Raw genomic sequence first — 23,289 nt, 5'->3', positions numbered from 1 at the left:
TGATCAAAAGTCAAGCTCGAACCGTTCATCGCCCTGGTGGGAACCGGCGTACTCGTGGCCCTGGTGGGCGGGATCTCGGTGGAAGCGCTGGTCGGCTCGGCCACCAAGAGCAGCGACGCCCTCATTGAAAAGGGCTTTGCCGGCATCCTCGGCCACATCACGGTGATCATCGGCCTCGGCACGGTGCTCGGCGCCATCCTCGAGCGATCCGGCGGCGCGGAAGTGCTGCTGGGCAGGCTCGTGAAGATCTTCGGCGAGAAGGGCACCCCGCTCGCCATGGGCATCACCGGCTTCATACTTGGCATCCCGGTGTTCTTCGACATCGGCATCTTCGTCCTGGCGCCGCTGGTGTACGTCGCGGCCATCCGCGGCGGCAAGTCCCTCGCCCTGTACGCGCTTCCTTTGCTGGCGGGCCTGTCCGTGACTCACGCCTTCCTGCCGCCGCACCCCGGCCCCGTTGCCGCCGCCGGCCTGTTCCACGTGGACCTTGGCTGGATCATCCTCATGGGCCTGATCTGCGGTATTCCGGCCTGGTTCGCCTCCGGCATCCTGTGGGGCACCTGGATCGGCAAGCGCGTTATGATCAATGTTCCCGAGGACCGGATCGTCCCCGAAGCTGAGGAAGCCAAGGGCCACGAACCGTCCATCGGGCTGGTGCTGCTGGCCATCGGCCTGCCGATGCTGCTCATCCTCGGTGGCACCTTCGGAAACATCTTCGCTCCCGCAGGCCCGCTGCGTGACGCCCTGACCTTCTTCGGCAACCCGGCGATCGCACTGACCGTGGCTGTGCTGCTGGCCATGTGGCTCCTGGGCATCCGCCGCGGCATGACGCCGGACGAGCTCAGCGAAATCACCGGCTCATCCCTGCGCCCGGTGGGCATGATCCTGCTCGTGGTCGGCGCCGGTGCATTCTTCGGCGCGGTTCTGTCCGCCACGGGCGTTGGCAAGGCCGTTGCGGATTCGCTGGCCCAGGCCGGGCTGCCGATCATCCTCTCCGCCTTCGTCATCAGCGCGGGCATGCGCATCGCCCAGGGCTCCGCCACCGTGGCGATCGTGACCACGGGCGGCATCCTGGCACCCAGCCTGGCCTCCGGCTTCTCCCAGCCGCAGCTTGCCCTGATCGTGGTGGCCATTTCGTCCGGCTCCATCATTGCCAGCCACGTCAACGACGGCGGCTTCTGGATCATCTCCAAGTACTTCAACATGTCCGTCAAGGACACCCTGAAGACCTGGACCGTGCTGGAAACCGTGCTGTCCGTGGTGGGCTTCGCCATGGCCGCACTGCTCTACCAGTTCGTCTAGTGACCGGGCGGGACAGCAAGCGGCCCATAGCCGACGCGCGAACGGGCAGGTAATGCCATCAAATCCTTGGTTGCGGGCATTACCTGCCAGTTCGCGCTCGGGGAGTCAGTGCGGCCGGTCGGGGCGGATGCGGACGGGCGCCAGGGCGGCGATGGTTATGACGGCGGTGATGGAGCCTGCGCACATGATCGCAGCCAGGACAATGATCTGGAAGCGCCCGGCCTCCAACGGTGAGATGCCTCCGAAGATGGCGCCCACGAAGGCGCCCGGCAGTGTGACCAGCCCTGTCGTCTTCGTCTGGTCGGTGCTGGGAATCAGGGCCGAGTAGACGGCGGCGCGGGCCAGCTCCCGGGTTGACTGCCGCGGCGTGGCCCCGAGGGCGAGCCAGCCCTCCACCTCCTCCCAGCGGTCGTTCACGGATTCCGCAAACCGCAGGCCGGCCAGGGTGGCGATGGTCATCGCGTTGCCGATGACTATGCCGCCGATTGCCAGGGCATAACGCGGTGTGAACGGGATGGCTCCTGTCACGAAAATGATGGCCAGGGTGGCTGCGATGCCGGCGGCCATGGAGGCGCTGACGAGTCCGAGGCGCCTCCAGCTCCAACCGATCCGCCGCGCGGCAGTTGCTGCCGCCACCGTGAACATGGTCAGCAGCGCGGCCGCAACGAAGACGGGGCTGGTGATGACGCCGCTCAGAACAAAGCTGATCACGGCAAGCTGTGCCGCTCCGCGCAGGATTGCCAGGGCCGGTGCGGAACTGTGCGGCGCCTTGAACCCCCGGAGGACCGTCACCGTCAGGGCCAGGAGAAGGGCGACGCAGAGCAGGGTAGGAATGAACGCGCCCAACTCGGTCATGCTGCCAGCCTAGCGGCGGGCAGCGATAACGGACGACGACGGCGGGAGGTCCCGCCGTCGTCGTCCGTTGCGCCTGCCGCAGTGCAGCGGCGTTAGTGCCAGAGCCCCAGCGCGAACTCCGCGATCACGGTGGAGAGCAGGAACGACGCGGTGATGGCGAGCAGCCCGACGGGAATGATCTTCCAGCCGATGTTTTTCAGCAGCGGGATGTCCTTGCCGAGCGACAGTCCGGCCAGGGTCAGCATGACCGTGGCGATGGACAGGAAGTCAACGGTTTTCACCATCGCGTTAAGCGGCTCGGCCCCGAAGAACCACGGGCTGGAGATGTACGCCCCGATGGTGGTGATGAACACGATCGCGGAGATCTTCCGGGTGATCCTGGCCAGGAGGAGGCTGAAGAGCACCAGAGCCAGCAGGATGGCGTAGCCGCCGACGATGGACCAGCTGAATCCCTTGGCCGCGATCGAGGCCGTGGCGACGCCGAGGACTGTGAGGACCGAAAGCGAGAGCCAGAGGGGCAGCGTGATGGCGGCCGACGACGCAGCGACCTGTTCCCGGAATTTCCGGTTGGCGTCGGATTGGGCGGTTTCCCGGTCGATATCTGCCTGCGTCCTTTCGGCGGTGGCCCCGGCCGTGACGGCAGCGGTTTCGCGGACCGTTTGCTTGCGGGTCAGGAACCGGTAGAAACGGTCGGCGAGCGGCAGGGCCACATAGATGCCGACGTACACGCCCAGGACCGTGGTGATCAGGTTGGAGATGGCGGCCATGGCGAGGATGGCCTCCTGGTCGCCGGGGTAGGCGCCGATGATGCTTGCTGCGGAGGCGGCCATCATCGAGCCGGAACCCACGCCCGCACCCATCGCCAGGGCCAGGGGGTCGAAGAGCTTCCAGTTGGCCACGAGCGAGGTCAGCAGGGTGATGAACACGGCGCCGAAGAGGGTACCGAAGACATACATGGCAAGGACGCCGCGGTACTGGTCGGAGTCTGGGCCGTACTTTTCGGAGACCATGGCGAAGGAGGGCTCGCGGTCCAGGGAGAAGGTGGCGCCGACAGTCGCCTTGCCCATGCGCAGCAGGACGGCCAGCGGGAGTGCCAGTACAACGGTTCCGAGCAGATGGCCGACCTCCTGCAGGAGCAGTGCCGGCCCGGCCTTGATGAGGCTGGGGAGGCTGGGGCCGATGTTGAACGCAAGCCGGGCCACCAGCAGGAAGACCGCCACGCCCACCAGGGCTGCCGCCACCCGCTGGAGGTCCAGGCCGAGGGGCTTGAACTTCTGGACCGAGGTCAGCAGGCCGAGGATGAGGCCCCAGACCATGGGGAAGATGATGATCGAGCCGATGCCCAGATCGATCTTCAGCTGGCCGATGAGCTGGACGGTGACGGCGATGGCGAGGGCCAGCGCCGCAACGGGAAGTGTCAGCTTGGTTCCGGCCCTGGTGACCGGAGCGGTTGTGGTGCTGGTACTCATGGTGTGACTTCCTGTGGGTTGGGGCGGCTGAACGCGGCACCGGTGAACCGCTCGCGTTCTGTGGGGTTGGTGGCGGCGGCTGCGACGGTCCAGGCCAGGGCAAGGGCTGCCTCGAACATGACCGCGTATGCCTCCGGGGTGTCCGCCAGGGCGGCGAAGGCGTGGGAGTGGATCGGCACGTCCGCGCCCGGGATGCTCAGCCAGGGGTGCAGGCTGGGGATGACCTGGGAAATGTTTCCCATGTCCGTGGAGCCGCCGCTGAGGCCGGCGGAGGGCGAGGTGTCCTTGCCGAAGGAGTCCATCGCACTGGTCCAGTGGGCCGCGAGGGCATCGTCCTGGACCAGGGGTTCGTACAGCGGTTCCGTGGCTTCAATGGTCAGTTGCGTCCCGGTGGCCAGGGCGGCGCCCTCGAAGCAGCGGCGCACGCGTTCCAGCAGCGCTTCGTACTCCGGCAGGGTGAAGGCGCGGCATTCGAAGTTCACCACGGCCCGCTCCGGAATGATGTTGGTGACGTGCCCGGCCTCGGCGACGTACAGGGCAATCCTGTGGTCGCCGGGGATCTGCTGCCTGAGCAGGCCCACGGCAACCTGGCTCAGCACTGCGGCGTCGGCGGCGTTCACGGCCTGGTGCGGAGCGGCCGCTGCGTGCGCGGCCTTGCCGGTGAACGTTGCCTGGTACCGCCCCACGGCCTGGGCGCTGGTCCCGGCAGGGTTGTAGGTCAGGCCGTCCTGGACCGGGTGAACCATGAGTGCCAGGCCCACGCCGTCGAAACCGCCGCGTTCCAGCATGAGGGCCTTGCCGCCGCCGTGCTCTTCGGCCGGGGTGCCGATGGCCTTGAGGGTGATGCCCAGTTCATCGGCGAGCGGAGCCAGCGCCAGTGCGGCAGCAACCGAGGCCCCGGCGATCAGGTTGTGCCCGCACGCGTGGCCGATCTGGGGGAGAGCGTCGTACTCGACGCACAGCGCCACGACGAGGTCACCGCTGCCGGCGGTCGCCGTGAAAGCGGTGGGCAGGCCGCAGCTCCCGCGTTCTACCGTGAAGCCGCCTTCTTCGAGCAGCGTGGCGGCCGCCTCGGCGGAACGGGTTTCCTCGAAGGAAATTTCGGGGTTGGCGTGCATGCTCCTGGCCATGACGTGGACGCTCGGTTTCCACCGGTCCACTCCCTCGCTGAGCTCAGTTCTCAACGCGTCGGCGGGTCTGGATGTGTCTGTAAGGTCCACGGGTCTCTGCCTTGCTGGTACGAAAGGGCTGGTCGGAAAGGGCTAGTAGGAAAGGGAAGGGAAGGGGGAGCCGGCCGCCCGGGTGGGCACCCAGACCGCCTTGGTCTGGGTGTACTCGTCCAGCACACCGGGACCGGAGGACCGCCCGTGGCCCGAGTCGCCGAAACCGCCGAACGGGACGGCCACGTGGATGGTCTTGTACGAGTTGATCCAGAACGTTCCGGCCCTGACCGAACGCGCCACATGGTGGGCCCGGGAAACGTCCGAGGTCCACACGGCTCCCGCCAGGCCGAAACTGGTGCTGTTGGCCCGGGCGATTGCCTCCGCCTCGGTGTCGAAGGCATCCGCGCCGACCACCGGGCCGAAAACCTCGGTGGTCTCCAGGCGGTTCTGCGGCGTCACGCCGTCCAGCAGGGTGGGCATCACCCAGTGGCCGCCGGCCAGGGCTGAGTCGGCGAGGCGGGACGGAAGCGCGGATCCGGTGATCCGGCGCCCGCCGTCCTGCACGCCTGCGTCGATGAGGGAGTTGACGGTGGCGAACTGCTGGGCGGTGATGATGGGGCCCACCTCGGTGTCGGCGCTCAGCGGATCCCCGACCCGGAGGCGGCCGGCCCGGTCCGCGACCAGCTCCACGAACCTGTCGTGCACACTCCGTTCCACGAGGAGCCGGGACCCAGCCACGCAGGACTGCCCCGCCCCGGAGAAGATGGCCGAAATGGCGCCGTCTGCCGCCCGCTCGAGGTCGGCGTCGGCGAACACGATGTTGGCGGACTTGCCGCCGAGTTCCAGCAGGGCCGGAATGCCGGCCTGGGCGGCGGCCACCGCGACGCGGCGCCCGGTGGGCACGGAGCCGATGAAGCTGACTTTGCCCACGCGGCGGTCCGATGTGAGGGCTGCGCCGACCGTCTGGCCGAGGCCGGGGGCGACATTGAAAGCACCGTCCGGCAGTCCGGCTTCGTGGGCCAGCTGTGCCACCCGGATGGTGGAGGCCGGTGTGAACTCGCTGGGCTTGATGATCACGGCGTTGCCGGCGGCCAGGGGTGCGGCGGAATTCCAGCCCGCGGTGAACATCGGCGCGTTCCAGGGGGTGATGGCCACGACGACGCCCCACGGCACCCGCTCGGTGTAGGTGTGCCAGGATCCGGGCACGGGGATGGTCTGTCCGGTGAGCTTGTCCGCCCAGCCGGAGTAGTAGCCGAACATTTCGGCCACCTTGGCGGCTTCCACCCGGGCATCCCGGATGGGTTTTCCGGTGGTGGCCGATTCCAGGATGGCCAGTTCTTCGGTGTGCGCCTCCAGCGTGCGGCTGACGTTCCGGAGGATGGCCGCGCGCTCGAATCCGTTGAGTGCGCCCCAGGCCGCGGCGCCGCGGACGGAGCTTTCCAGGATGTCCCGGGCTCCTTCGGCGCCCGGATCGGCGTAGGTGGCGAAGGGCGCGCCGGTCGCGGCGGCGGTGAGCGTGATGCTTTCCCCGTTGCCGGGCACCACCTTGCCGTCGATGAAGGCGCCGAGGCCGGCGGGGAAAGCCGCGTCGAGGACGGCGCGGGCGGTGTCCGTCGAGGAGGACGTGGGTGCTGTGGTGATGATCATGCGGGGTCCTTAAGCGCGGTGTGCGGTGGCTGCGGCCACGGTGGTGGGAGTGCCGGAACGGGTGATGGCGGGGGCAACCATACGGGCTATTTCGGTGAAGTCGGCGGCGGGGCCGAGGGCGGCCAGGGCTTCCTGCCATTGGCCGACGACGGCGGCGAGCAGGGCGGGGTTCTCGCCCTTTTGCCGGGCAACGTCCACCGCCAGGGCGGCGTCGCGGGCCATGAGGCCCAGGGCGAAGCCGGAATCGTGGGTGCCGGAGAGCACCCAGTTGGGGTACATGTTGGCGGAGACTTTGCTGCCGCCGGAGGCTGCGCTGATGCTGGCCGCGGCGGTGCCCGGATCGATGCCGTAGGCCTTCGCGACGGCGAGGGCTTCGCCCACGGCCACGAGGTTGGCGGCGGCCAGGACGTTGTTCAGCAGCTTGACGACGTTGCCGCTGCCCGGGCCGCCGATGTGGCTGTATTTTCCGCCGGTCAGTGCGTTCAGCACGGGCTCGGCGGCGGCGAGGTCTGTTTCGCTGGCTCCGACGAAGGCGCTGAGGGATCCGGTGGCGGCGCCGTCCCTGCCGCCGGAAACGGGCGCATCCACAAACGCGGCGCCGTTCGATTCGGCCAGGGCTGCCATCGCGGCGCTGGTGGCCGGTTCGGAGGTGGTGGTGTCAACGATGGCGACGGTTCCGGGGACGCTGAACAGGGCGGGCACAGTGGCCTCGACAATCGCGGCCGACGGCAGGGACAGCACCACGTAGGGTGTTCCGGCCAGCGCACCGGCGTCCGTCACGGTGGCGATGCCGCGTGCTTCCGCGGCCGCCCTGGCGGCTTCGGACGGGTCGAACCCTGTGACCTGCCAGCCGGTGCGGTGCAGGGTGTCGGCCATGGCTCCACCCATCGAGCCGAGGCCGATGACGGCTATGCGGCGGTCGATGCTGGTGTTCATTGGAAGCTCCTTGGGGGTGTTGCTGAAGTTCGGCTGGTGGGTGTGGCGGGGATGGACAGGCAGGTGATGGAGGTGCGTCCGGTCCTGGAATGCGCCTAGTCCAGAAAGATGTCCAGGTCTTTCCAGAGCTGCTGGGTCCGGCGGATGGTTTCCCGGCTGCGTTCGGGGTGGGCAGCCTCCATTCCGGTCAGCAGGCCGTACACCGCGGAGTTGGCAGCGGTGACGGACTGGAAGAAGGAGATACCTTCGGAGGCGACCACCAGCAGATGGTCCGCGATCGTGGCCAGGCGGCCGCGCCGCATGTCGCTGATCGCCACGACCTTCACACCGGCCTGGTGCGCCGCCTCTGCTGCGGCGATGATCTCGCGCATGGAGCGCCACATGTTGATCACCACCAGGACATCGCCGGGGCCGAGCCTGTTGACGCTGGAGGCGAGGTGGACCCCGCCACGCGGCTCCAGGGTGATGGGGTAGCCCATGATGGTTCCCAGATGTGCCATGACGCTGGCCGGGCCGGCGAAGGAGCCCATGCCCACCACGGTGATCGACCGTGCCTCGGCCAGCGTCGCGATGGCGGACTGGGCCTCGTCGGCGGTGTTCGCGTCGAGGGTGAGTCGGAGATTTTCGATGTCGTGGTTCAGCGCATCGTGGAGCGGGCTGCGGTGTGCACCGTGTTCCACCAGGGTGTCCTCGGTGGAGATCATCACCAGGTAGCGGGCGCGCAGTTCGCGCTGGAGGTCGGGCCAGCCGCGGTAGCCCAGGTGCTGTGCGGCCCGGACCACGGTGGAGTTGTTCACATCGGCACGCTGCGCGATCTCGGCGATGTCCGCGTAGGAGGACAGCTGCGGATTGCGCACGATGACCTCCACTACCCGGCCCTGGGCTTTGGTCAGGAGGACGTCCGGCAGGGCGTCTCCGAGCCAGGCGGATGCCGGATCGGAGGCGCCGTTGCTGCTGGCGGGATGACCGGGCGATGCCGAACTGGACACAGCGGGAACTCTTCTCTGTAATCTGAATCACTCTGCAATGGTGTTTGCATCAAATGTACTATGCAATTTGGTTTGCAGGAAGAGTTTTGTGTTTCCGGGCTGTTAAACCTGGCTGTCCGAGGTGATCCCCCAGCCGTCAGGCATCCCCAAAGCCGCCGGGCCGGGCTGGCACCGCACCGGTTCCCAGGTCACCCCAGCAGGTCGTCCTCGTAGCACCAGCGCCAGTTTTCGCCGGGTTCGATGCTCCGCATCACCGGATGGCCTGTCGACCCGAAGTGCCGGGAGGCGTGGTTTCCAGGGGAGGAATCACAGCAGCCCACGTTGCCGCAGTCCAGGCACATCCGAAGGTGTACCGTCGTCGTCCCTTCCAGTGCGCAGTCCGGACAGAAGGGGTCCGCCGGAACCTGCGGGTCCGGCGCGGACTCCAGATGGCCGCAGACGCCGCCGGGCCTCGCGATGCCCTCTCCGCCGCCCCCGTCGGAGGCGTCCAGCTCATCCAGCGTGGCGTCGAGCATCGATTCCTCGACGTCCAGCCGGTCCAGGACTTCACTGAGGACCTCGTGGGCGTACTGGCCGCCGCGCCGCAGTTCCAGGACCTTGGCCCGCTCGGCTTCCAGCATGGCGAGCCGCAGCTGGGCGTAGCGCTGGCTGGGTGTCGCCGCTTCCGACGTCGGGCGGCCCAGCCGTTCCCACGCCGCCAGCCCGCGCTCCTGCGTGCGCCGCTTCAGCATGGCGACGACCTCCGGCGGATCCTTGTCGGTGCGCATTTCCTGCAGCCGCTCCACGCCGGCGGCGGTGGCCAGCTGCATCAGGGAGGCCTGGTTCAGGGCGTCCTCCCGCGGGTCCGGGCCCTTGATCCGCAGGAACCGGACCAGCGGCGGAAGGGTAAACCCCTGCAGCGTGAGCGTCCCGGCGACCACCACCATGGCAGCCAGGATCAGCACGGAACGGTGTTCGAGGTCCGCGGGCAGCACCAGTACCGCCGCCAGGGTCACCACGCCGCGCATGCCCGCCCAGGACACAATTGCGGCGAACTGCCACGGCGGCGCCGGGTCGTTGCGCCGCACGGACGGGATCAGCCGGGGCAGGTACGTCGCGGGAAAGACCCACACCGGCCGGAGCAGCAGTACCGCCAGCAGGATGACCGCGCAGCCCGCCCAGATGCGGGCCGCACCGAGGGAGTCATCCTGGACACCGTCGATGATGGTGCGGACCTGCAGCCCGATCAGCAGGAAAACGGAATTCTCCAACAGGAACTGCACAGTGTTCCAGTTGCTGCGCTGGCTCAGCCGTGCGGCACCGTTGGGCATGGACGGCGCCTTGGTTCCCATCACCAGCCCGGTAACGACGACGGCGAGGACACCGGAGGCATGGATCGCTTCGGCCGGCAGGTAGGCGACGAACGGCGCCATCAGCGACGTCGACGTGTTGATGGCGACGTTCCGGATCCGTTTGCGGAGCTGGGTCAGCACGTAGGCCGCGGCCAGGCCGACCACCAGGCCGCCGCCGGCCGCGAGAACGAATCCACCGGCGATTCCGGCGGCGGACACGGACCCCGCGATGGCGGCGATCGCAGCTCGGAGGCAGACCAGGGCGGTGGCATCGTTGACCAGTGACTCGCCCTCGAGGATGGTGACAATCCGGCGGGGCATTCCCACCTTCCGCGCGATGGCGGTGGCAGCCACCGCATCCGGCGGCGCCACCACGGCGCCGAGGGCGATGGCGGCGGCCAGCGGGATCTCCGGAAAAAGCCACCAGACCACGTAGCCCACTGTGATCGTGCCGAAAATGACGTAGCCAACCGAGAGGAGCCCGATGGCGCGGCGGTTGGAGCCGAAGTCGAACAGCGAGGTCCGCAGCGCTGCGGCATAGAGCAGCGGCGGTAGCAGGCCCACGAGGACCAGTTCCGGGTTGAGCTCGATGGGCGGAATGAACGGGAGGAAAGAACCGGCGACGCCGGCCAGCACCAGCAGCAGCGGCACCGAAACGTTGAGTTTCCTGCCCAATGCACTGCCGGCGCAGACCACCGCGACGAGAACAAGCAGTCCCAGGGCGATCTCCATGGGCTCATTCTCTCAGGGGCCCGGCTGTGCCGGGTCGGGGTGATAATGAAGACCCGGCGCGCGGCCCTCATCATGAGGGAAGGCTCTACAGCCCGGCACGGGAGAATACGTTGCCAAAGAAGGCGGCCAGCCCGTCGGCGGTGGCCTGGGCTTCCGCCTGCGAGGACGTCCTGGTATTGGCCTCCACCGACAACGTCCCCTGGCGCGCGCCGGCCCTGACGTGCCATTCGCCTGTCCCATCCGGCAACTGATAGGCGACGGCGTAGCTTGAGTCGGCGGCAATGGTTGTGTTCAGCTTCGAAACGGCCGACCACTCGCGCGGGCCGCCGCCAAAAACGACCTCCTGGACCGTCGTGCACTCCCGGAGTGCAGCGGCCCGGGTGTCAAAGGGATAAGGCGGCGCCGCCGTCGCCGCCATGCTGATCACGCTGAACTCGGTGTAATCCATCTTGCTGGCACCCTGGATCTGCCCCTGGCCGAGGACCGCGCCCGGGAGCGAGCCGTAATAGGCTTCGTCGTTGTAGGTGCACGGAGGCACCGGCCCCTGCAGCGAAGGGCCCGCGGAGGAGCCGGGTGCCGGGCCGATGACCGAGGCGCCGGGCAGTGCCACGGGACTTCCGTCGGGCCCGGTGACGCCCTTGAACAGTGCCACGAGATCATCAGCGGACCGGGAGTTGGGCGGCGGAGGGGCAACTGTCGGAGGCTTCGTCACGGCCTGGTCGATGAGTTCCTTCGCCAAGGCGGCCATGGAGTCGAGGGCCGGCTTCGCGTCGGCCTCGGAGTTGAGCTCGGCGACAGCGAGGCTCAGGGTGATGGAGAGCGTTCCTGCAAGCACCCGCAGAACCACCGAGCCGTAATCCCCCGGGCCCTTCGGTTTCGTGGTCTGCATCAAGCCGTGCTGTTTCTCGCCGATCGGGGGAGCAGCCAAGAGCTGGACGGCGTACGTTGAGGTGCGGCCGGACTCCGTTGATGCCAGGTCAAACTGGCCGCAACGGGGTGCCAGATCGTCCGTGTAGCCGAAATCGGCCTTGGCGATGGCATCCTTTTCCGCGCTTCGCAGTGTGATCATGATGGTGGTGGCCGGTCCCGACTGTGCAACCATCGGCATGGCGCCCTCGGCGAAGTTCACGCCCTTGTCGGCCCAGCGGCTGAAGGGGTTTTGGGGGACGAGGCTGATGCACTCGCTGGGCGTCGTCTCAGTGCTGACCTCGGGGAAGGTGCCGCTCGAGGCTCCGCTTCGCTGGCGGGCGGAGTCCTGCGCGGTGGGAAACTGCACGCCCCGGTTCTGAGCTAATCCGTTGATGATCGCCACGAGTTCCTGGTCCGTGAAGACCGTTTTGGGAAACCCTGTTGTTCCAGGCATGCTTGATGAGGACGCGGGCGGCGCAGTGGCTGTCGCGGTTGGTGTCCCGCCCGATGGAGTGTCACCCGGCGTCCCGCCTCCGGATGAGCATCCCGCCAGTGCCAGCAGGGTGGCCACGGCGCAAGCTATCCACCGTCCGCCCGACCCGAACCCACCGCCGTTTTCGATTCCACAATCGGGCATCCTCGGCCTCCTTTTCCAGAAGCCAAGGCTATGGTTGAGCGGATATACCCGCTAGGGTATTTGGGCCTCAGGCGCGGTCCGCGGGTAGTTAGTGACGGCGGTGCGCGTATGCGGCCGCATATTCGGGTGGCGGCCACTCGTGACGGGCCGTAGGACAATCCCTAGAATCCACTCACCGGCAGGTGCCGGCAACCCGGACCGCGGAGGGCAGCAGGCAAGGGGCATGACCCGCCCAGCAGGAATCCCTGCTCCTGCCGCAGCTATGCGGTTCTCTCATTCGGAAGGAAGCTCGTCATGGGAATTCTCGGATTTCTCCTGCTCGGCTTGATCGCGGGAGCTATCGCAAAGGCCATTCTTCCCGGCAGGCAGGGCGGCGGCTGGGTAGTCACGATGGTTCTGGGTGTGGTCGGCGCCATCCTTGGCGGATGGATCGGTTCGCTGGTCTTCGGCGGCGGCCTCGCTGAATTCTTCGATCTCAGGACCTGGCTGCTGGCTATTCTGGGCGCCGTGATTGTGCTGGGCATCTTCGGCGCCGTCACGCGTCGAAGCAGGGCCTGACCCGCAGTCTGTGAGGCCGGCCTAAGGCAACGAAAACCGAGACGGACGACGGCGGCTCCTCCCCGCCGTCGTCCTCTCACCGGCGCCCGCCGCAGGGGGACTAAGCTTCCAGGTAGCCGCCGCTGGCCCAGCGGCGCAGCGCCGCCTTCTCGCCGTCGTCGAACTCCATCAGCGCCACACGGCAGAGCTCTTCCACGTTCTCGGTCCAGGCAGCCGCCAGCCCCTCCGCCGTCGCATTTTCATTGAGCTGGTAATTGACGTAACCCAGACCCTGGACCACAAAGTTCACCGCACCGCGGGACACCGGCTGGCCGGCGGTGACGCAGTCATCCCGGACGAGCCGCGAGAGCTCGTTTCGGTTGACCGGCTGTTCGCGAAGCCGTGCCGCCAGAGCTTGGAATAGCTGCCGGAACTGCGCCTCGGAGAGTGCGGGCACGTCCGTCACCCTGGCGACCCGTTCCTCGATGCCGGGCTCGACGTCGGCATCCGCAGGCAGGTCGTCACTGGAAAACCTCTGAGCGTCCCAGACCCAACCGCCCCGTGAGGGGGAGTATTCAACACCGTTGCCGATCTGGGCCACCCAGGTCCCGAATTTTCCGTACCCGCCCCAGTCTGTTTTTAGGGACGGGTCCGCCGTGAGAGCGCGGTGGGCCACCATGGCTCCGACAACAGGACCCGGGGCAGCCCGGACGAAATCGCAGACCTCCCAGACCGCGGCGGAAACGGTCTTCGACTTTGCCTTGGGTTTTGCCTTCGCCGCCGCCTGTGCCTGCAGTGGCTGGACAGAGGCCACAGCGTGGATTGGCTCCCCGGTGGTGCCGTTCAGGATCGCCACGAAGTCGTGGGACTCCACCACGCTGTCCGCCATCTCGCGGTAGGCGAAGGCCACGGCACCGGCGGCGATGACCGTGGTCATCTTGTCCGCCGCCCGAAAGCGCTGGATGAGGGACGTGAAATCAGCATCTGCCGAGGCCATGAAGAACTCGTCAATGCCTGCGCTGCCGGACAGCGCGTCCATCGCATCCAGCACCAGGTTGATGTCGGTGCTGGACTTCCCGCGCTGCGTCAGCGACGGGCAGTCGATCACCCGGAAACCGGCACGGGTCCAGTACGTCCGGTACTTCGAGTACACCACCGGGTTGAGGTAGCAGTTTCTGATCAGGAAGCGGCGGGAACTTTCGGCGGAGCCGCCGGCGGACAAGGCATCCGCCCAGTGTTTGGGATCCTCGGCGAAACGCTTCGCCGCGAGCGGATCGAGGGCCAGTAACCCCGTATATACGTTGTCGAAGTCGACAAACATGGCCGCCCGGATTCCGGGCCGTCGGGAGGGGGAGCGCGCGTCTTTCATTGGCTCAGTGTGCCAGCAACCCGGGGCGCGCGGGGAGCTTTTTCTGCAACGCGCCAGCCGCACTTGGCGGGAGCGCGCCCAAAGCAAGCGGACGACGGCGGGAGGTTCCGCCGTCGTCCGCCCGCCGTTGCCGTTGGTTCTTAGCTCCATTCGGGAGGCTGGAAGCTCGCTCCACCGAACATGGGGTAGGCGAGGATGCCGCGCTGGTCCTTGAGCTGGGACCAGGGTTTGTTGATTCCGAACGTCCCGTAGCGCCGGGTCTGCGTCACCCGGTCCAGGTCCAGGACGCCGTAAAGGATCTCCTCCCCGCCCCGCGCCTGTTGCATGATGGTGCCCTCCGGATCCACGATCACGCTTTCGCCGACCCCTGAAGGGTCCGCGCCGTTGACGTTCACCACGAAGACCTGGTTGACGAAGGCATTCGCCCGGGACATGACCACTTCCATTTCACGGTCACGCGTGGTGGTGAGGGTGGGCTGGATGATCACCTCGGCTCCGAGCCACGCCAGCTGCCGGGCGACCTCAGGGAAGCTGCCGTCAAAACAGATCGCCAGGCCCACGCGGCCCTTGCCGGGGATATCGAACGTCACGAACGAGTCCCCGGGTGTTGTCGTTTCAAACGGGCGCCAGGGGAAAAGCTTCCGGTAGCGGGCCACGATCTCACCCTCGGGCGAAACAGCGATGGCCGTGTTGTAGGTGGACCCGTTGTGCTCCTCCAGCAGCGATCCCGGTACAAGCCAGACGCCAAGCCGCCGGGCAACCCCGGTGATCCGTCCGGTGAGGTCGCTGGGAATCGGGGCGGCGGACCGGGTGTCCGCGGCGGGGTCCGGCTGGAGGAATTCGCCGGGCGCGGAGAGCAGCAGCTCCGGAGCCACAATGACGTCGACTTCCGGCCCGAGTTCCTTCGCGCACTCGGCCTGCCGGACGAAGCGCTGCCAGGTGGCTTCGACGTCGTAAGGGACCGACTTGGTCTGGATGGCTGCTACGGACAGGACTCGCATTTATGCCTCAGTTTCGCTGGTGAGAATGGTGGCCAGTTCGGCCCGGGTGGTGACGTTGCCCCGCGGGATGGTTTCCGCCGAGAAGAATTCCCGGTACCGGGTTCGCAGCAGGGCTGTGACGATCACGCCGATGACCAGGGCGCCGACGCCGGTCCAGAACACCGTCCCGATGCCCAGCCACGAGAGCCCCACGTAATCGGGGGAGTACATGTCGAGGGCGCTCAAGACGAATGCCGCGATCATCATGGCTGCGCCAACCGCCGGCAGGATGCCTTTCATCAGGAGAGACGTAGCTGACGTGCGCATCTGCGGGGCGAAATACACCACGCAGGCGAGGGCGGTTGCGGCGTAGTAGGCGGCGATGAGCAGTCCGATCGAGAGGACGGCGAAGCCGATGAAGTCCGCTGCGATGGCCGTCAGCCCAACGGTCATTCCGACGCTTAGCAGCGCCCACCAGAGGATCGAGGTAGTGGGTGTGCCGCGGGCGGGGTCCATTTTGGTGGTGGCGCCAGGGAGGGCACCGTAGGTGCCCATGCTGAGCCAGGAGCGCGGTGTGCTGACGGCCACGGTCATGAGTGCGGCAAGGGCGGATAAGCCGACGGCGAGGATGATGATCTGGCCGAAAACGGTCCCGGTTGCCTGCGGCCCGAGCACGGAGAGTACGTCCGAGACAGTCCCCGGATCGGTGATGCCGGCGACGCCCGCAAAGCCGACAGCTGCCACGGCCGTGACCACATAGAAGACAAGCAGGATGGTGGTGGTGATGACGACGGCGCGTCCCGGGGTGCTTTTGCGGTTGGTGGTTTCCTCGTTGACGGCGATCAGCGCATCCCATCCCCAGTAGATGAACAGGCACAGGATCACGCCCGAGACGAGTCCCGAGGCGTCGCCGAAGGCGAAGGGGTTCAGCCAGTCGAGGCTTGGCGGCTCGGCGCCGTCGAGCGTAGCACTGGTGGCGATCGCGGTGAACGCGCCGACGCAGAAGCCGCCAAGCGCCACGAGCTGCAACCCGATGAGGGCGTACTGGAGCCAGGCCGACAGCTCGATGCCGCGCGCCGAAACGACTGCGCTCAGGCCGATGAGGCTGCAGGCAATGAGGGCCACCAGGACGGGCTGTTCGGCGACTGCACCGAGGCCCAGGAACTGCAGGAGGTACGTGGCAGCTACCTGCGCCAGGGCCGCCGTGGCAATGAAGGTTGCGATCTGGGGAACCCAGCCGCCGAGGAACCAGCCGGCGCGTGGTCCGAAGACGCGGGTAATCCAGACGAAGACCCCTCCGCAGTCCGGCATCTCCTTGTTCAGCTCCCGGAAGGCGAAGGCCGTGAACAGGATGGGGACGAACCCGAGGAGGAAAGCGGCAGGGGTATGCACGCCCACGGCAAGGACGACGAAGCCCAGCGTGACGGCCAGGCTGTAGGCGGGGGCTACGGCGGCCAGGCCTAGGGCGACGGTGGGGCCGATGCCGATCGACCCTGCTTTCAGGCCCTTGGCGGAGGCCGGGCGCGTGGCGGTTGGAGGCGGAGGTTGGGGAACGGGGCGGGTCATGGAACTCCTCATCGAGTCAGGAAATTTGAATGACGTTCAAATTTGAACACCATTCAATATGTGACTAGGATCATTGTCAATACCTGATCGCCGAAGAGAATGGGGCAGCGAGTCGATGGCAGGTCCAACCAAGAAGGAGATTCGGCGGAGCCACATCCTCGCCTCGGCCCAGGCTGTAGCGGCCCGGGAAGGGGCCGGTGCTGCGACGCTGCGGGCAATTGCGTCCGAAGCGGGCATGGCCCCGAACGCCGTGCTGTATTACTTCGGGGGACTGGCTGAAATCGAGGCCGCGGCGGTGCAGGCGTCCTCGGACCGTTTCCTGCAAAGCCTGACGGATGCCGTCGATACCGCCGCGGGGCCAACTGCCAGGCTGGCGGCCGCGCTGCAGGCCGGCATTTCGGGCGGCCTGGAGGACGACGCCTCACAGATCCTTTACGAGTACTGGTCCCATTCGCTCCGGAACGCTGAACTGCGGCGTATCCAGGAGGAGTTCACCAGGGCGCAGCAGTCAAGCTACGAGGGCATCATTGCCGAAGGAATTGCCGCTGGCGAATTTCATCCCGTCCTGGAGCCGGCGGACATTGCCCGCATCATCGTCGCCCAGGAGGACGGGCTGGTCATGGACGTGCTGTCCGGGGTGGCGAGCAGCCGCGATGTTTTCGAGCTCAACGCGCGGCTCGCGGCGGTTCTCCTCGCCGTGGACCCCGCAAGGCTGCTCGAGCCCGTCCGGACGTAAGCGAACGGAAGCGGACGACGGCGGGAGGTCCCGCCGTCGTCCGCCTCACGCCAGTCCTCAATCTGGGACGGTGCCCATTTGACTTGCATCACCTTTGTGGGGTTTGTAGCCTTGACCCCGCTTCCGCGCCCTGTAATGGTCGCGCGGTAGTGCGCCTGCTCAGCAAGAGTGGGTGGAGTCTGTATTGGGGGAATTTAAATGTTTTTAACAATTGGCGCTTGGAAACAAGCCTGTCGAGTAGTCGTTACGGTTGTGGCAGTAATTGCGGTCTTCTTGGCACCTGTCGGGCCTGCCAGTGCCGCCGGAGCGCGCACCGTGGCTGGCACCGAGTCTGGGGTCGCGTTGCTCCAACCGACCCGGGCTCAGACAGACGAGGCCATGAAACGACTTGAGCAAGCTCGATCAAGCGACCCGGCCGGGTTCGCTGAGCGGCTTCGCATCATAAAGAAATCCAAGCCGCTCACCACCTTTCTGTCGTCCGATAGTCGATTCGACAGCGGACTTCAACAGAACTTCCTGGCCGCTTCCATGCCTACCGATGTACTTAAATCGTTGGTCGAGCTCACCGACACCGGGTATCTTTCACTCGAAGTCAGCGATGGGCCCAACAACACCAAGGTAGCCAAAATCATTAAGGCAAAACCTTCGATGGTCGGTGGCGGCAAAGGCAGCATGTCCATGAAACCGATGTTCCCGCAGTGCCCGTCGGCTTGGGCTGCCCTCTGGGCCTGGTGGGGCACCAATGCCGCATTCTGCGGCGCTTTGGGATTCTTCGGCCCCATGGCTGCGCTTGGCTGCTCAGCGGCCATGGCCATCGCCGGATCCGTGATTGACTTCAACCGAGGATGCTGATGAACACGAAAGTCACCACCACTGTACGAAACTATTGGTTGGCATTGGCTGCTATGTACGGTCTGACCCTGAGCGTTGTAGCAATGGCCGACTGGCCGTGGCCGTTGATTATGGGGGCCGCCTTTATCCTCTTCGGCGTCCTGCACGGCCTGCGATACCGCCAAGTAGGCCGAAACGTCCAAGGCAAGCTCGCCACTGCCAGCCCTGGAGTAGGCGTTGTGGGAGGCATATTTGGAGCCGCCGCGATACTCATCCACGGCACTCCGGTTGCTATCTGGGCAGGGCCACTCCTGGGCGTAGTCACCTTCCTCGGCATGTACCTCTACCTTCACCGTTTCGGACGGTTTTACGGGGATCCCTCAGGAACAGTCACCTGAATGGAACGCAGTTAGCCCTGGAGGAAGGCAGAGCAGGGATGGACGCCGCCTGCATGGAGCGCATCCACATGGACAGCCTGCTCGGTTCGTGGCCCGGCTTCCGCGCACTGCTGCAAGCGGTCCCATTCAAGCCCGTCGGTTCCCAGCATCTCGGCTGTATGCCTGCCGAGCGCCACCGTTCCATTTCGATCTGCCAGGAACGGTCCGTGGCCGCGTTGAAGCCCTGCAGGAACGCCAGCTCATCCGACGTCCCGCCGTCGTCCGCTCCCGCGTGCGAGACTTTCCCGATGAACCCCTCCGACCCAGCTAATCGGCCGGCCCGGACCATCCGGCCCGCCGAGCCCACAGACCTTCCCATGCTGTACAGGTCCGAGCTGCAGTACATGCGGGACATCGAGGGCGGACAGCTCGACGGCTGGATGCAGGCGATTGACCGGAACCTGGAGCTCTGGACCGCCAACCTCCCGCGCGCCCGGGTGGCGGAGGTGGGCGGCGTCCCGGCGGGCATCATGCTGTGGATGCCGCTCCCGGAGGGGGCTGCGGTTCTGGTTACCCTTCACGTCCTGCCCGGTCTTCGGCGGCACGGGATCGGGCGGCTGCTGCTGGACACGTTCATCACTGACGCCAGGACGGGCGGCAGCAAGTCGCTCACCCTCGGGGTCCACCGCGGCAACCCCGCACCTGCGTTGTACGAAGGGGCCGGTTTCGTGCGCACCGGCGAAGAGGACGCCTACCTGTACTACGCGCTTCCGGCGGCGCCATAGCCCCCGGCACCGGCTGTCCATTCAGGAAAGCTTGTCCTGGAGATGCCGGCTGAGGGCGTCAAGGATGGGCAGCTGGCCTTTCACCAATTTGGTCCGCGCTTCGGGTTCTTCGAACCAGCGGGCGTCGTCTATTTCGGGAAAGTGCTGGATGACGCCGGATCCCTTGGGCCATTCCAGCGCGAAGGTATTGCTCATAACCTGTCCGGGCCGGAAGTCCCACTCCGCCGCGAAGGCCGTGATGATCTTGCCTGACGGCTGCCTGAACTCGCCAAGCCGGAAGTAGTGGGCGGGTGGCGCCGGCGTGCCCATTTCCTCGGCGAACTCCCTCCGGGCGGCGGGTAGCGGATCCTCGTCCTCAGGGTATTCGCCCTTGGGGATGGACCATGCGTGGGCATCCTTGCGGGCCCAGAACGGTCCGCCCATGTGGGCTATCCAGACCTCCAGCTGAGCTGCCGGGTTCCACCGGTACAACAGTATTCCTGCGCTTCGAACGGTCATGTTCCCTCCTCTCCCAAGGCTATACGGGCCGGCCGGCACCACGTCGTCCGGCCATTGGCGGGACCTCTGCAGGGGCGCCGCCCCCGGCCACCCGGGTAGGGTGTGGGCATGGTGCGTGGACTTGCCGACATGGGAGCAGAAGGCGTTCTGCTCGCGGGGGCAGGACGCGCAATTTTGCTGCAGATCGCGAACCCGGCGGTGGGCCACGGCGTCGCGGAGCACAGCAGTTTCACAGACCGTCCGCTGGAGCGGCTTCGCGGCACCCTGACCTACGTGTACGCCGTGGTGTACGGCACCGAGGGGCAGGTGGCAGCGGTGCGCCGCAGCGTGAACCGCGCCCATGCTCCCGTCCGCCGCAAACCCGATGCGGGCTCCGCAGGCTACAGTGCCTTCGATGCCCAGTCGCAGCTGTGGGTGGTGGCCACCCTCTATGACACCGCCGTCACGGTCTACGAGAAAATCTACGGGGCGCTGGACGACGAAGCGGCAGACCTCATGTATCGGGACTACGCGCGACTCGGTACCGCCCTGCAGCTTCCGGCAGAGTTGTGGCCGGCCGACCGCGCTGCCTTCGCCACCTACTGGAACGGCTGCCTGCAAAGGCTGCAGGCAGACGAGGTCTGCGTCCGCGTGGCCCGCGACCTGCTGTATCCGTCCGACCCGCAGCTTTGGCAGCGCCTGGCCATGCCGCTGGCCCGCTTCATCACCGTGGGACTCCTGCCGGACCAGCTTCGGCAGGGCTTCGGGCTGCCCTGGAGTGAACGCCACCGCCGCTGGTTCGACCGCACCATGCGGTGGTCCGCCGTGGTCTATCCGCGGCTGCCCCAGCGGGCCCGGCACTGGCCCAAGAACTATTGCCTCGCCCGGCTCGGCACTGCCTAGGTCCTAGTCCCTAGAACCTAGGGCGACATACACAGGCAGGAAACGGACCGGATTGTCCGGCAGGAAAATCAACATTGCCACTCGTGGCGGGGGAACAGGGTACCAATGCGCAGCTTCACGTCCGTAGAACTTTTGATCGATGGGCGCGCACACCGGTTTCTGGACAAGGCTCCTGCCGGCGGCGCCCGTTCCAGGCTCACTGAGTTTGTTGTCTTCGGCCTCAAGCAGGGCTGGGCGTGCATCTTTGGCGCCTTGCTCCTCGCCGTACTGCTGGCGGCCCGCCTCTGGTATCCCCACGACGCCGGTCTGGCAAGGAACGATTTCCTGACGCTCGCCGCCGTCGTGATCCAAATCCTGATGGTAGCCACACGGCTCGAAACCCTCCGTGAGCTGAGGGTGATTGTCCTCTTCCATCTGGTGGGAACGGTCATGGAGCTGTTCAAGACCGACGTGGGATCCTGGTCCTATGAAGCCGAGGGTGTCCTGCGCATCGGGGCCGTACCGCTCTTCAGCGGCTTTATGTACGCGGCCGTCGGTTCCTACATGGTGCGTGTCTACCGGCTCTTTGACCTGCGATTTGCCCGCTACCCGAGGCGGTGGGTGACGGCGGTCGTGGCCGCGGCCGTCTACGTGAACTTCTTCACCCACCATTACATCGTGGACGCCCGCTGGGTCCTGCTGGCCGCCGTCGTGATCATCTACGGGCGGTGCGTGATGCACTTCCGCGTGTTCCGCAGTCAGTTCCGGATGCCGCTGGTCCTGGCCTTCCTGCTCGTGGCGCTGTTCATCTGGATCGCGGAGAATATCGCCACCTGGTCCGGGGCCTGGCTCTATCCCAACCAGGTGGACGGATGGCACCTGGTCTCGCCCGACAAGCTGGTCTCCTGGTTCCTGCTGATGATCATCTCCGTGGTGCTCGTGGCCTGGGTCTACAAGCCCCGGCCACCCGAGGAGCCTGCGGCAGGAAGCGCGCCCCCAGCGGCCGATGCAGCCTGGTCGCAACCTTTGAACACCTAGCATGGGGGCCAGGACGAAGACGTCTGTTTTCCAGAGGAGTGACCATGACTGTTTATGTACAGCCCGGCCAAGAAGGATCCAAGGTCCAGTTCAAGGACCGCTATGAGAACTGGATCGGCGGAGAATGGGTGGCTCCAACGTCCGGCCAATACATCGAGAACGTCTCCCCGGTGAACGGAAAGCAATTCACCGAGGTGGCCCGCGGCGCCGCTGCGGACGTTGAGCTCGCACTCGATGCCGCGCACAAGGCCGCACCGTCCTGGGGCAAGACCTCCGTCGCAGAGCGCGCCGCGATCCTGAACAGGATCGCGGACCGGATCGACGCGAACCTGGAGATGCTCGCCGTCGCCGAGTCCTGGGACAACGGCAAGCCGATCCGCGAAACCCTCAATGCGGACATTCCGCTCGCGGCGGACCACTTCCGCTACTTCGCCAGCGCCATCCGCGCCCAGGAAGGCCGGCTCTCCCAGCTCGACGACGACACCACGGCCTACCACTTCCACGAACCCCTTGGCGTGGTGGGCCAGATCATCCCGTGGAACTTCCCCATCCTGATGGCCGTCTGGAAGCTGGCCCCGGCCCTGGCCGCCGGCAACGCCGTGGTCCTCAAGCCTGCCTCCAACACGCCGGCCTCCATCCTGGTCCTGGCCGAACTCATCGCCGACCTGCTGCCGCCGGGCCTGCTGAACATCGTGAACGGCTTTGGTGCCGAAGTGGGAAAGCCGCTGGCCTCCAGCCCGCGGATCCGCAAGATCGCCTTCACCGGCGAGACCTCCACGGGGCGCCTGATAAGCCAGTACGCCAGCCAGAACCTGATCCCGGTCACGCTGGAACTGGGCGGCAAGAGCCCGAACATCTTCTTCAACGATGTTGCCGAGTCCAACGACGCGTTCTACGACAAGGCGCTGGAGGGCTTCACCCTCTATGCCTTCAACCAGGGCGAGGTCTGCAGCAGCCCGTCCCGCGCCCTGGTCCAGGACGGTATCTACGATTCCTTCATGGCTGACGCCGTGGCGCGGACGCAGAAGATCATCCAGGGCAACCCGCTGGACACCAACACCCAGATCGGCGCCCAGGCATCGGTGGGCCAGATGGAGAAGATCCTCTCCTACATCGACATCGGGCTCGAAGAGGGCGCCAAAATCCTGGCCGGCGGTGCGCCGACGGAGCTTGACGGGGACCTGGCCGGCGGTTTTTACGTCCAGCCCACCATCTTCGAGGGCCAGAACAAGATGCGGATCTTCCAGGAGGAGATCTTCGGCCCCGTGGTCTCCGTGGCACGCTTCACGGACTACAACGACGCCGTCAGCATCGCCAACGACACCCTCTACGGGCTCGGCGCCGGCGTCTGGTCGCGCAACGGCAACGTCGCCTATCGTGCCGGCCGCGAAATCCAGGCCGGCCGCGTCTGGGTCAACAACTACCACGCCTACCCGGCCGGCGCAGCGTTCGGCGGCTACAAGTCCTCCGGCATCGGCCGCGAGAACCACGCCATGATGCTGGACCACTACCAGCAGACCAAAAACCTCCTGGTCAGCCACTCCGAAAACAAGCTCGGCTTCTTCTAAGCCCGGGCACCAGCCCAGGCTCACCGGGACTGCCACCCCGTTACCGCCTACTGCACCATAACTACCGTTAGCTGCATAAAAAGCCAGTGGACGGCGGCGGGACCTCCCGCCGTCGTACTCTGCTGTCACGCACCGATGCATCCTGGTCGCCACTGACATGAAGCAACGGCACT

The 23,289-nt window shown here is 66.5% G+C and carries 21 protein-coding genes; 9 read left to right on the top strand and 12 right to left on the bottom strand.

Translation table 11 applies throughout. From position 1 onward, the window contains the following. Positions 1–36 precede the first annotated feature (36 nt). Positions 37–1,302: a GntP family permease gene (locus AC1DRE_RS21665; protein WP_476986559.1), complete on the top strand. Its 1,266-nt coding sequence runs from the start codon at positions 37–39 to the stop codon at positions 1,300–1,302. A 105-nt stretch (positions 1,303–1,407) separates the two neighbouring features. On the opposite strand, the gene AC1DRE_RS21660 is transcribed toward AC1DRE_RS21665, so the two are convergent. From AC1DRE_RS21660 to AC1DRE_RS21625, 8 genes are all read right to left on the bottom strand, one after another. After that, positions 1,408–2,157 (bottom strand): ABC transporter permease, encoded by a 750-nt coding sequence (locus tag AC1DRE_RS21660; RefSeq protein ID WP_476986558.1) that lies wholly within the window; start codon positions 2,155–2,157, stop codon positions 1,408–1,410. 92 nt (positions 2,158–2,249) lie between these two features. Further along, positions 2,250–3,626, bottom strand: a complete 1,377-nt coding sequence (locus AC1DRE_RS21655) for a DUF3100 domain-containing protein (protein WP_476986557.1) — start codon at positions 3,624–3,626, stop codon at positions 2,250–2,252. Next, positions 3,623–4,846, bottom strand: coding sequence for an amidohydrolase (locus tag AC1DRE_RS21650; protein WP_476986556.1), 1,224 nt, complete (start codon positions 4,844–4,846; stop codon positions 3,623–3,625). The genes AC1DRE_RS21655 and AC1DRE_RS21650 overlap by 4 nt, the downstream gene beginning before the upstream one ends. A gap of 42 nt (positions 4,847–4,888) precedes the next feature. Next, positions 4,889–6,436 (bottom strand): aldehyde dehydrogenase family protein, encoded by a 1,548-nt coding sequence (locus AC1DRE_RS21645; protein ID WP_476986555.1) that lies wholly within the window; start codon positions 6,434–6,436, stop codon positions 4,889–4,891. 9 nt (positions 6,437–6,445) lie between these two features. Beyond that, positions 6,446–7,435: an NAD(P)-dependent oxidoreductase gene (locus tag AC1DRE_RS21640; protein WP_476986590.1), complete on the bottom strand. Its 990-nt coding sequence runs from the start codon at positions 7,433–7,435 to the stop codon at positions 6,446–6,448. Between the two features lie 32 nt (positions 7,436–7,467). Then, on the bottom strand, positions 7,468–8,361 hold the full coding sequence (locus tag AC1DRE_RS21635; RefSeq protein WP_476986554.1) for a MurR/RpiR family transcriptional regulator: 894 nt from the start codon (positions 8,359–8,361) through the stop codon (positions 7,468–7,470). 188 nt (positions 8,362–8,549) lie between these two features. Then, positions 8,550–10,424 carry a Na+/H+ antiporter gene (locus AC1DRE_RS21630; RefSeq protein WP_476986553.1) on the bottom strand — a complete coding sequence of 625 codons (1,875 nt, stop codon included), beginning with the start codon at positions 10,422–10,424 and terminating at the stop codon, positions 8,550–8,552. Between the two features lie 85 nt (positions 10,425–10,509). Continuing rightward, entirely contained in the window at positions 10,510–11,787 is a 1,278-nt protein-coding gene (locus tag AC1DRE_RS21625) for a hypothetical protein (protein ID WP_476986552.1), read from the bottom strand. Between the two features lie 477 nt (positions 11,788–12,264). Between AC1DRE_RS21625 and AC1DRE_RS21620 the strand changes: the two genes are divergently transcribed. Further along, positions 12,265–12,528 carry a GlsB/YeaQ/YmgE family stress response membrane protein gene (locus AC1DRE_RS21620; protein WP_104174507.1) on the top strand — a complete coding sequence of 88 codons (264 nt, stop codon included), beginning with the start codon at positions 12,265–12,267 and terminating at the stop codon, positions 12,526–12,528. A 100-nt stretch (positions 12,529–12,628) separates the two neighbouring features. On the opposite strand, the gene AC1DRE_RS21615 is transcribed toward AC1DRE_RS21620, so the two are convergent. The 3 genes from AC1DRE_RS21615 to AC1DRE_RS21605 all read right to left on the bottom strand — a co-directional run bounded on the left by AC1DRE_RS21615 (position 12,629) and on the right by AC1DRE_RS21605 (position 16,422). Beyond that, positions 12,629–13,876, bottom strand: a complete 1,248-nt coding sequence (locus tag AC1DRE_RS21615; RefSeq protein WP_476986551.1) for an NYN domain-containing protein — start codon at positions 13,874–13,876, stop codon at positions 12,629–12,631. Positions 13,877–14,016: 140 nt separating this feature from the next. After that, the gene (locus AC1DRE_RS21610; RefSeq protein WP_476986550.1) at positions 14,017–14,877 is read right to left on the bottom strand and encodes a carbon-nitrogen hydrolase family protein; all 861 of its coding nucleotides are present in this window, start codon (positions 14,875–14,877) and stop codon (positions 14,017–14,019) included. Continuing rightward, positions 14,878–16,422 carry an APC family permease gene (locus tag AC1DRE_RS21605; RefSeq protein ID WP_476986549.1) on the bottom strand — a complete coding sequence of 515 codons (1,545 nt, stop codon included), beginning with the start codon at positions 16,420–16,422 and terminating at the stop codon, positions 14,878–14,880. Between the two features lie 115 nt (positions 16,423–16,537). Between AC1DRE_RS21605 and AC1DRE_RS21600 the strand changes: the two genes are divergently transcribed. The 4 genes from AC1DRE_RS21600 to AC1DRE_RS21585 all read left to right on the top strand — a co-directional run bounded on the left by AC1DRE_RS21600 (position 16,538) and on the right by AC1DRE_RS21585 (position 19,151). Beyond that, on the top strand, positions 16,538–17,158 hold the full coding sequence (locus AC1DRE_RS21600) for a TetR/AcrR family transcriptional regulator (protein ID WP_476986548.1): 621 nt from the start codon (positions 16,538–16,540) through the stop codon (positions 17,156–17,158). Positions 17,159–17,536: 378 nt separating this feature from the next. After that, on the top strand, positions 17,537–18,010 hold the full coding sequence (locus AC1DRE_RS21595; protein WP_476986547.1) for a hypothetical protein: 474 nt from the start codon (positions 17,537–17,539) through the stop codon (positions 18,008–18,010). Further along, complete coding sequence (locus AC1DRE_RS21590; protein ID WP_476986546.1) at positions 18,010–18,387, top strand: hypothetical protein; 378 nt, start codon at positions 18,010–18,012, stop codon at positions 18,385–18,387. The genes AC1DRE_RS21595 and AC1DRE_RS21590 overlap by 1 nt, the downstream gene beginning before the upstream one ends. Before the next feature lie 287 nt (positions 18,388–18,674). After that, positions 18,675–19,151 carry a GNAT family N-acetyltransferase gene (locus AC1DRE_RS21585; protein WP_476986545.1) on the top strand — a complete coding sequence of 159 codons (477 nt, stop codon included), beginning with the start codon at positions 18,675–18,677 and terminating at the stop codon, positions 19,149–19,151. A gap of 21 nt (positions 19,152–19,172) precedes the next feature. Here the strand turns inward: AC1DRE_RS21585 and AC1DRE_RS21580 are convergent, their stop codons facing one another. Then, entirely contained in the window at positions 19,173–19,649 is a 477-nt protein-coding gene (locus AC1DRE_RS21580; RefSeq protein WP_476986544.1) for an NUDIX hydrolase, read from the bottom strand. A 108-nt stretch (positions 19,650–19,757) separates the two neighbouring features. On the opposite strand from AC1DRE_RS21580, the gene AC1DRE_RS21575 reads away from it, so the two are divergent. The 3 genes from AC1DRE_RS21575 (at position 19,758) to exaC (ending at position 23,116) form a co-directional block, all read left to right on the top strand. Beyond that, a complete protein-coding gene (locus tag AC1DRE_RS21575) occupies positions 19,758–20,531 on the top strand; it encodes an oxygenase MpaB family protein (protein WP_476986543.1) in 774 nt (257 codons plus the stop codon). 105 nt (positions 20,532–20,636) lie between these two features. After that, positions 20,637–21,548 (top strand): DUF817 domain-containing protein, encoded by a 912-nt coding sequence (locus AC1DRE_RS21570; protein ID WP_476986542.1) that lies wholly within the window; start codon positions 20,637–20,639, stop codon positions 21,546–21,548. A 44-nt stretch (positions 21,549–21,592) separates the two neighbouring features. Next, positions 21,593–23,116, top strand: coding sequence for an acetaldehyde dehydrogenase ExaC (exaC, locus tag AC1DRE_RS21565; protein ID WP_476986541.1), 1,524 nt, complete (start codon positions 21,593–21,595; stop codon positions 23,114–23,116). Positions 23,117–23,289 lie beyond the last annotated feature (173 nt).

Source organism: Arthrobacter sp. P4_H3, from assembly GCF_056400885.1.
The sequence above is the reverse complement of the archived record's forward strand: the minus strand, read 5'-3'. Positions and strand labels throughout refer to the sequence as shown.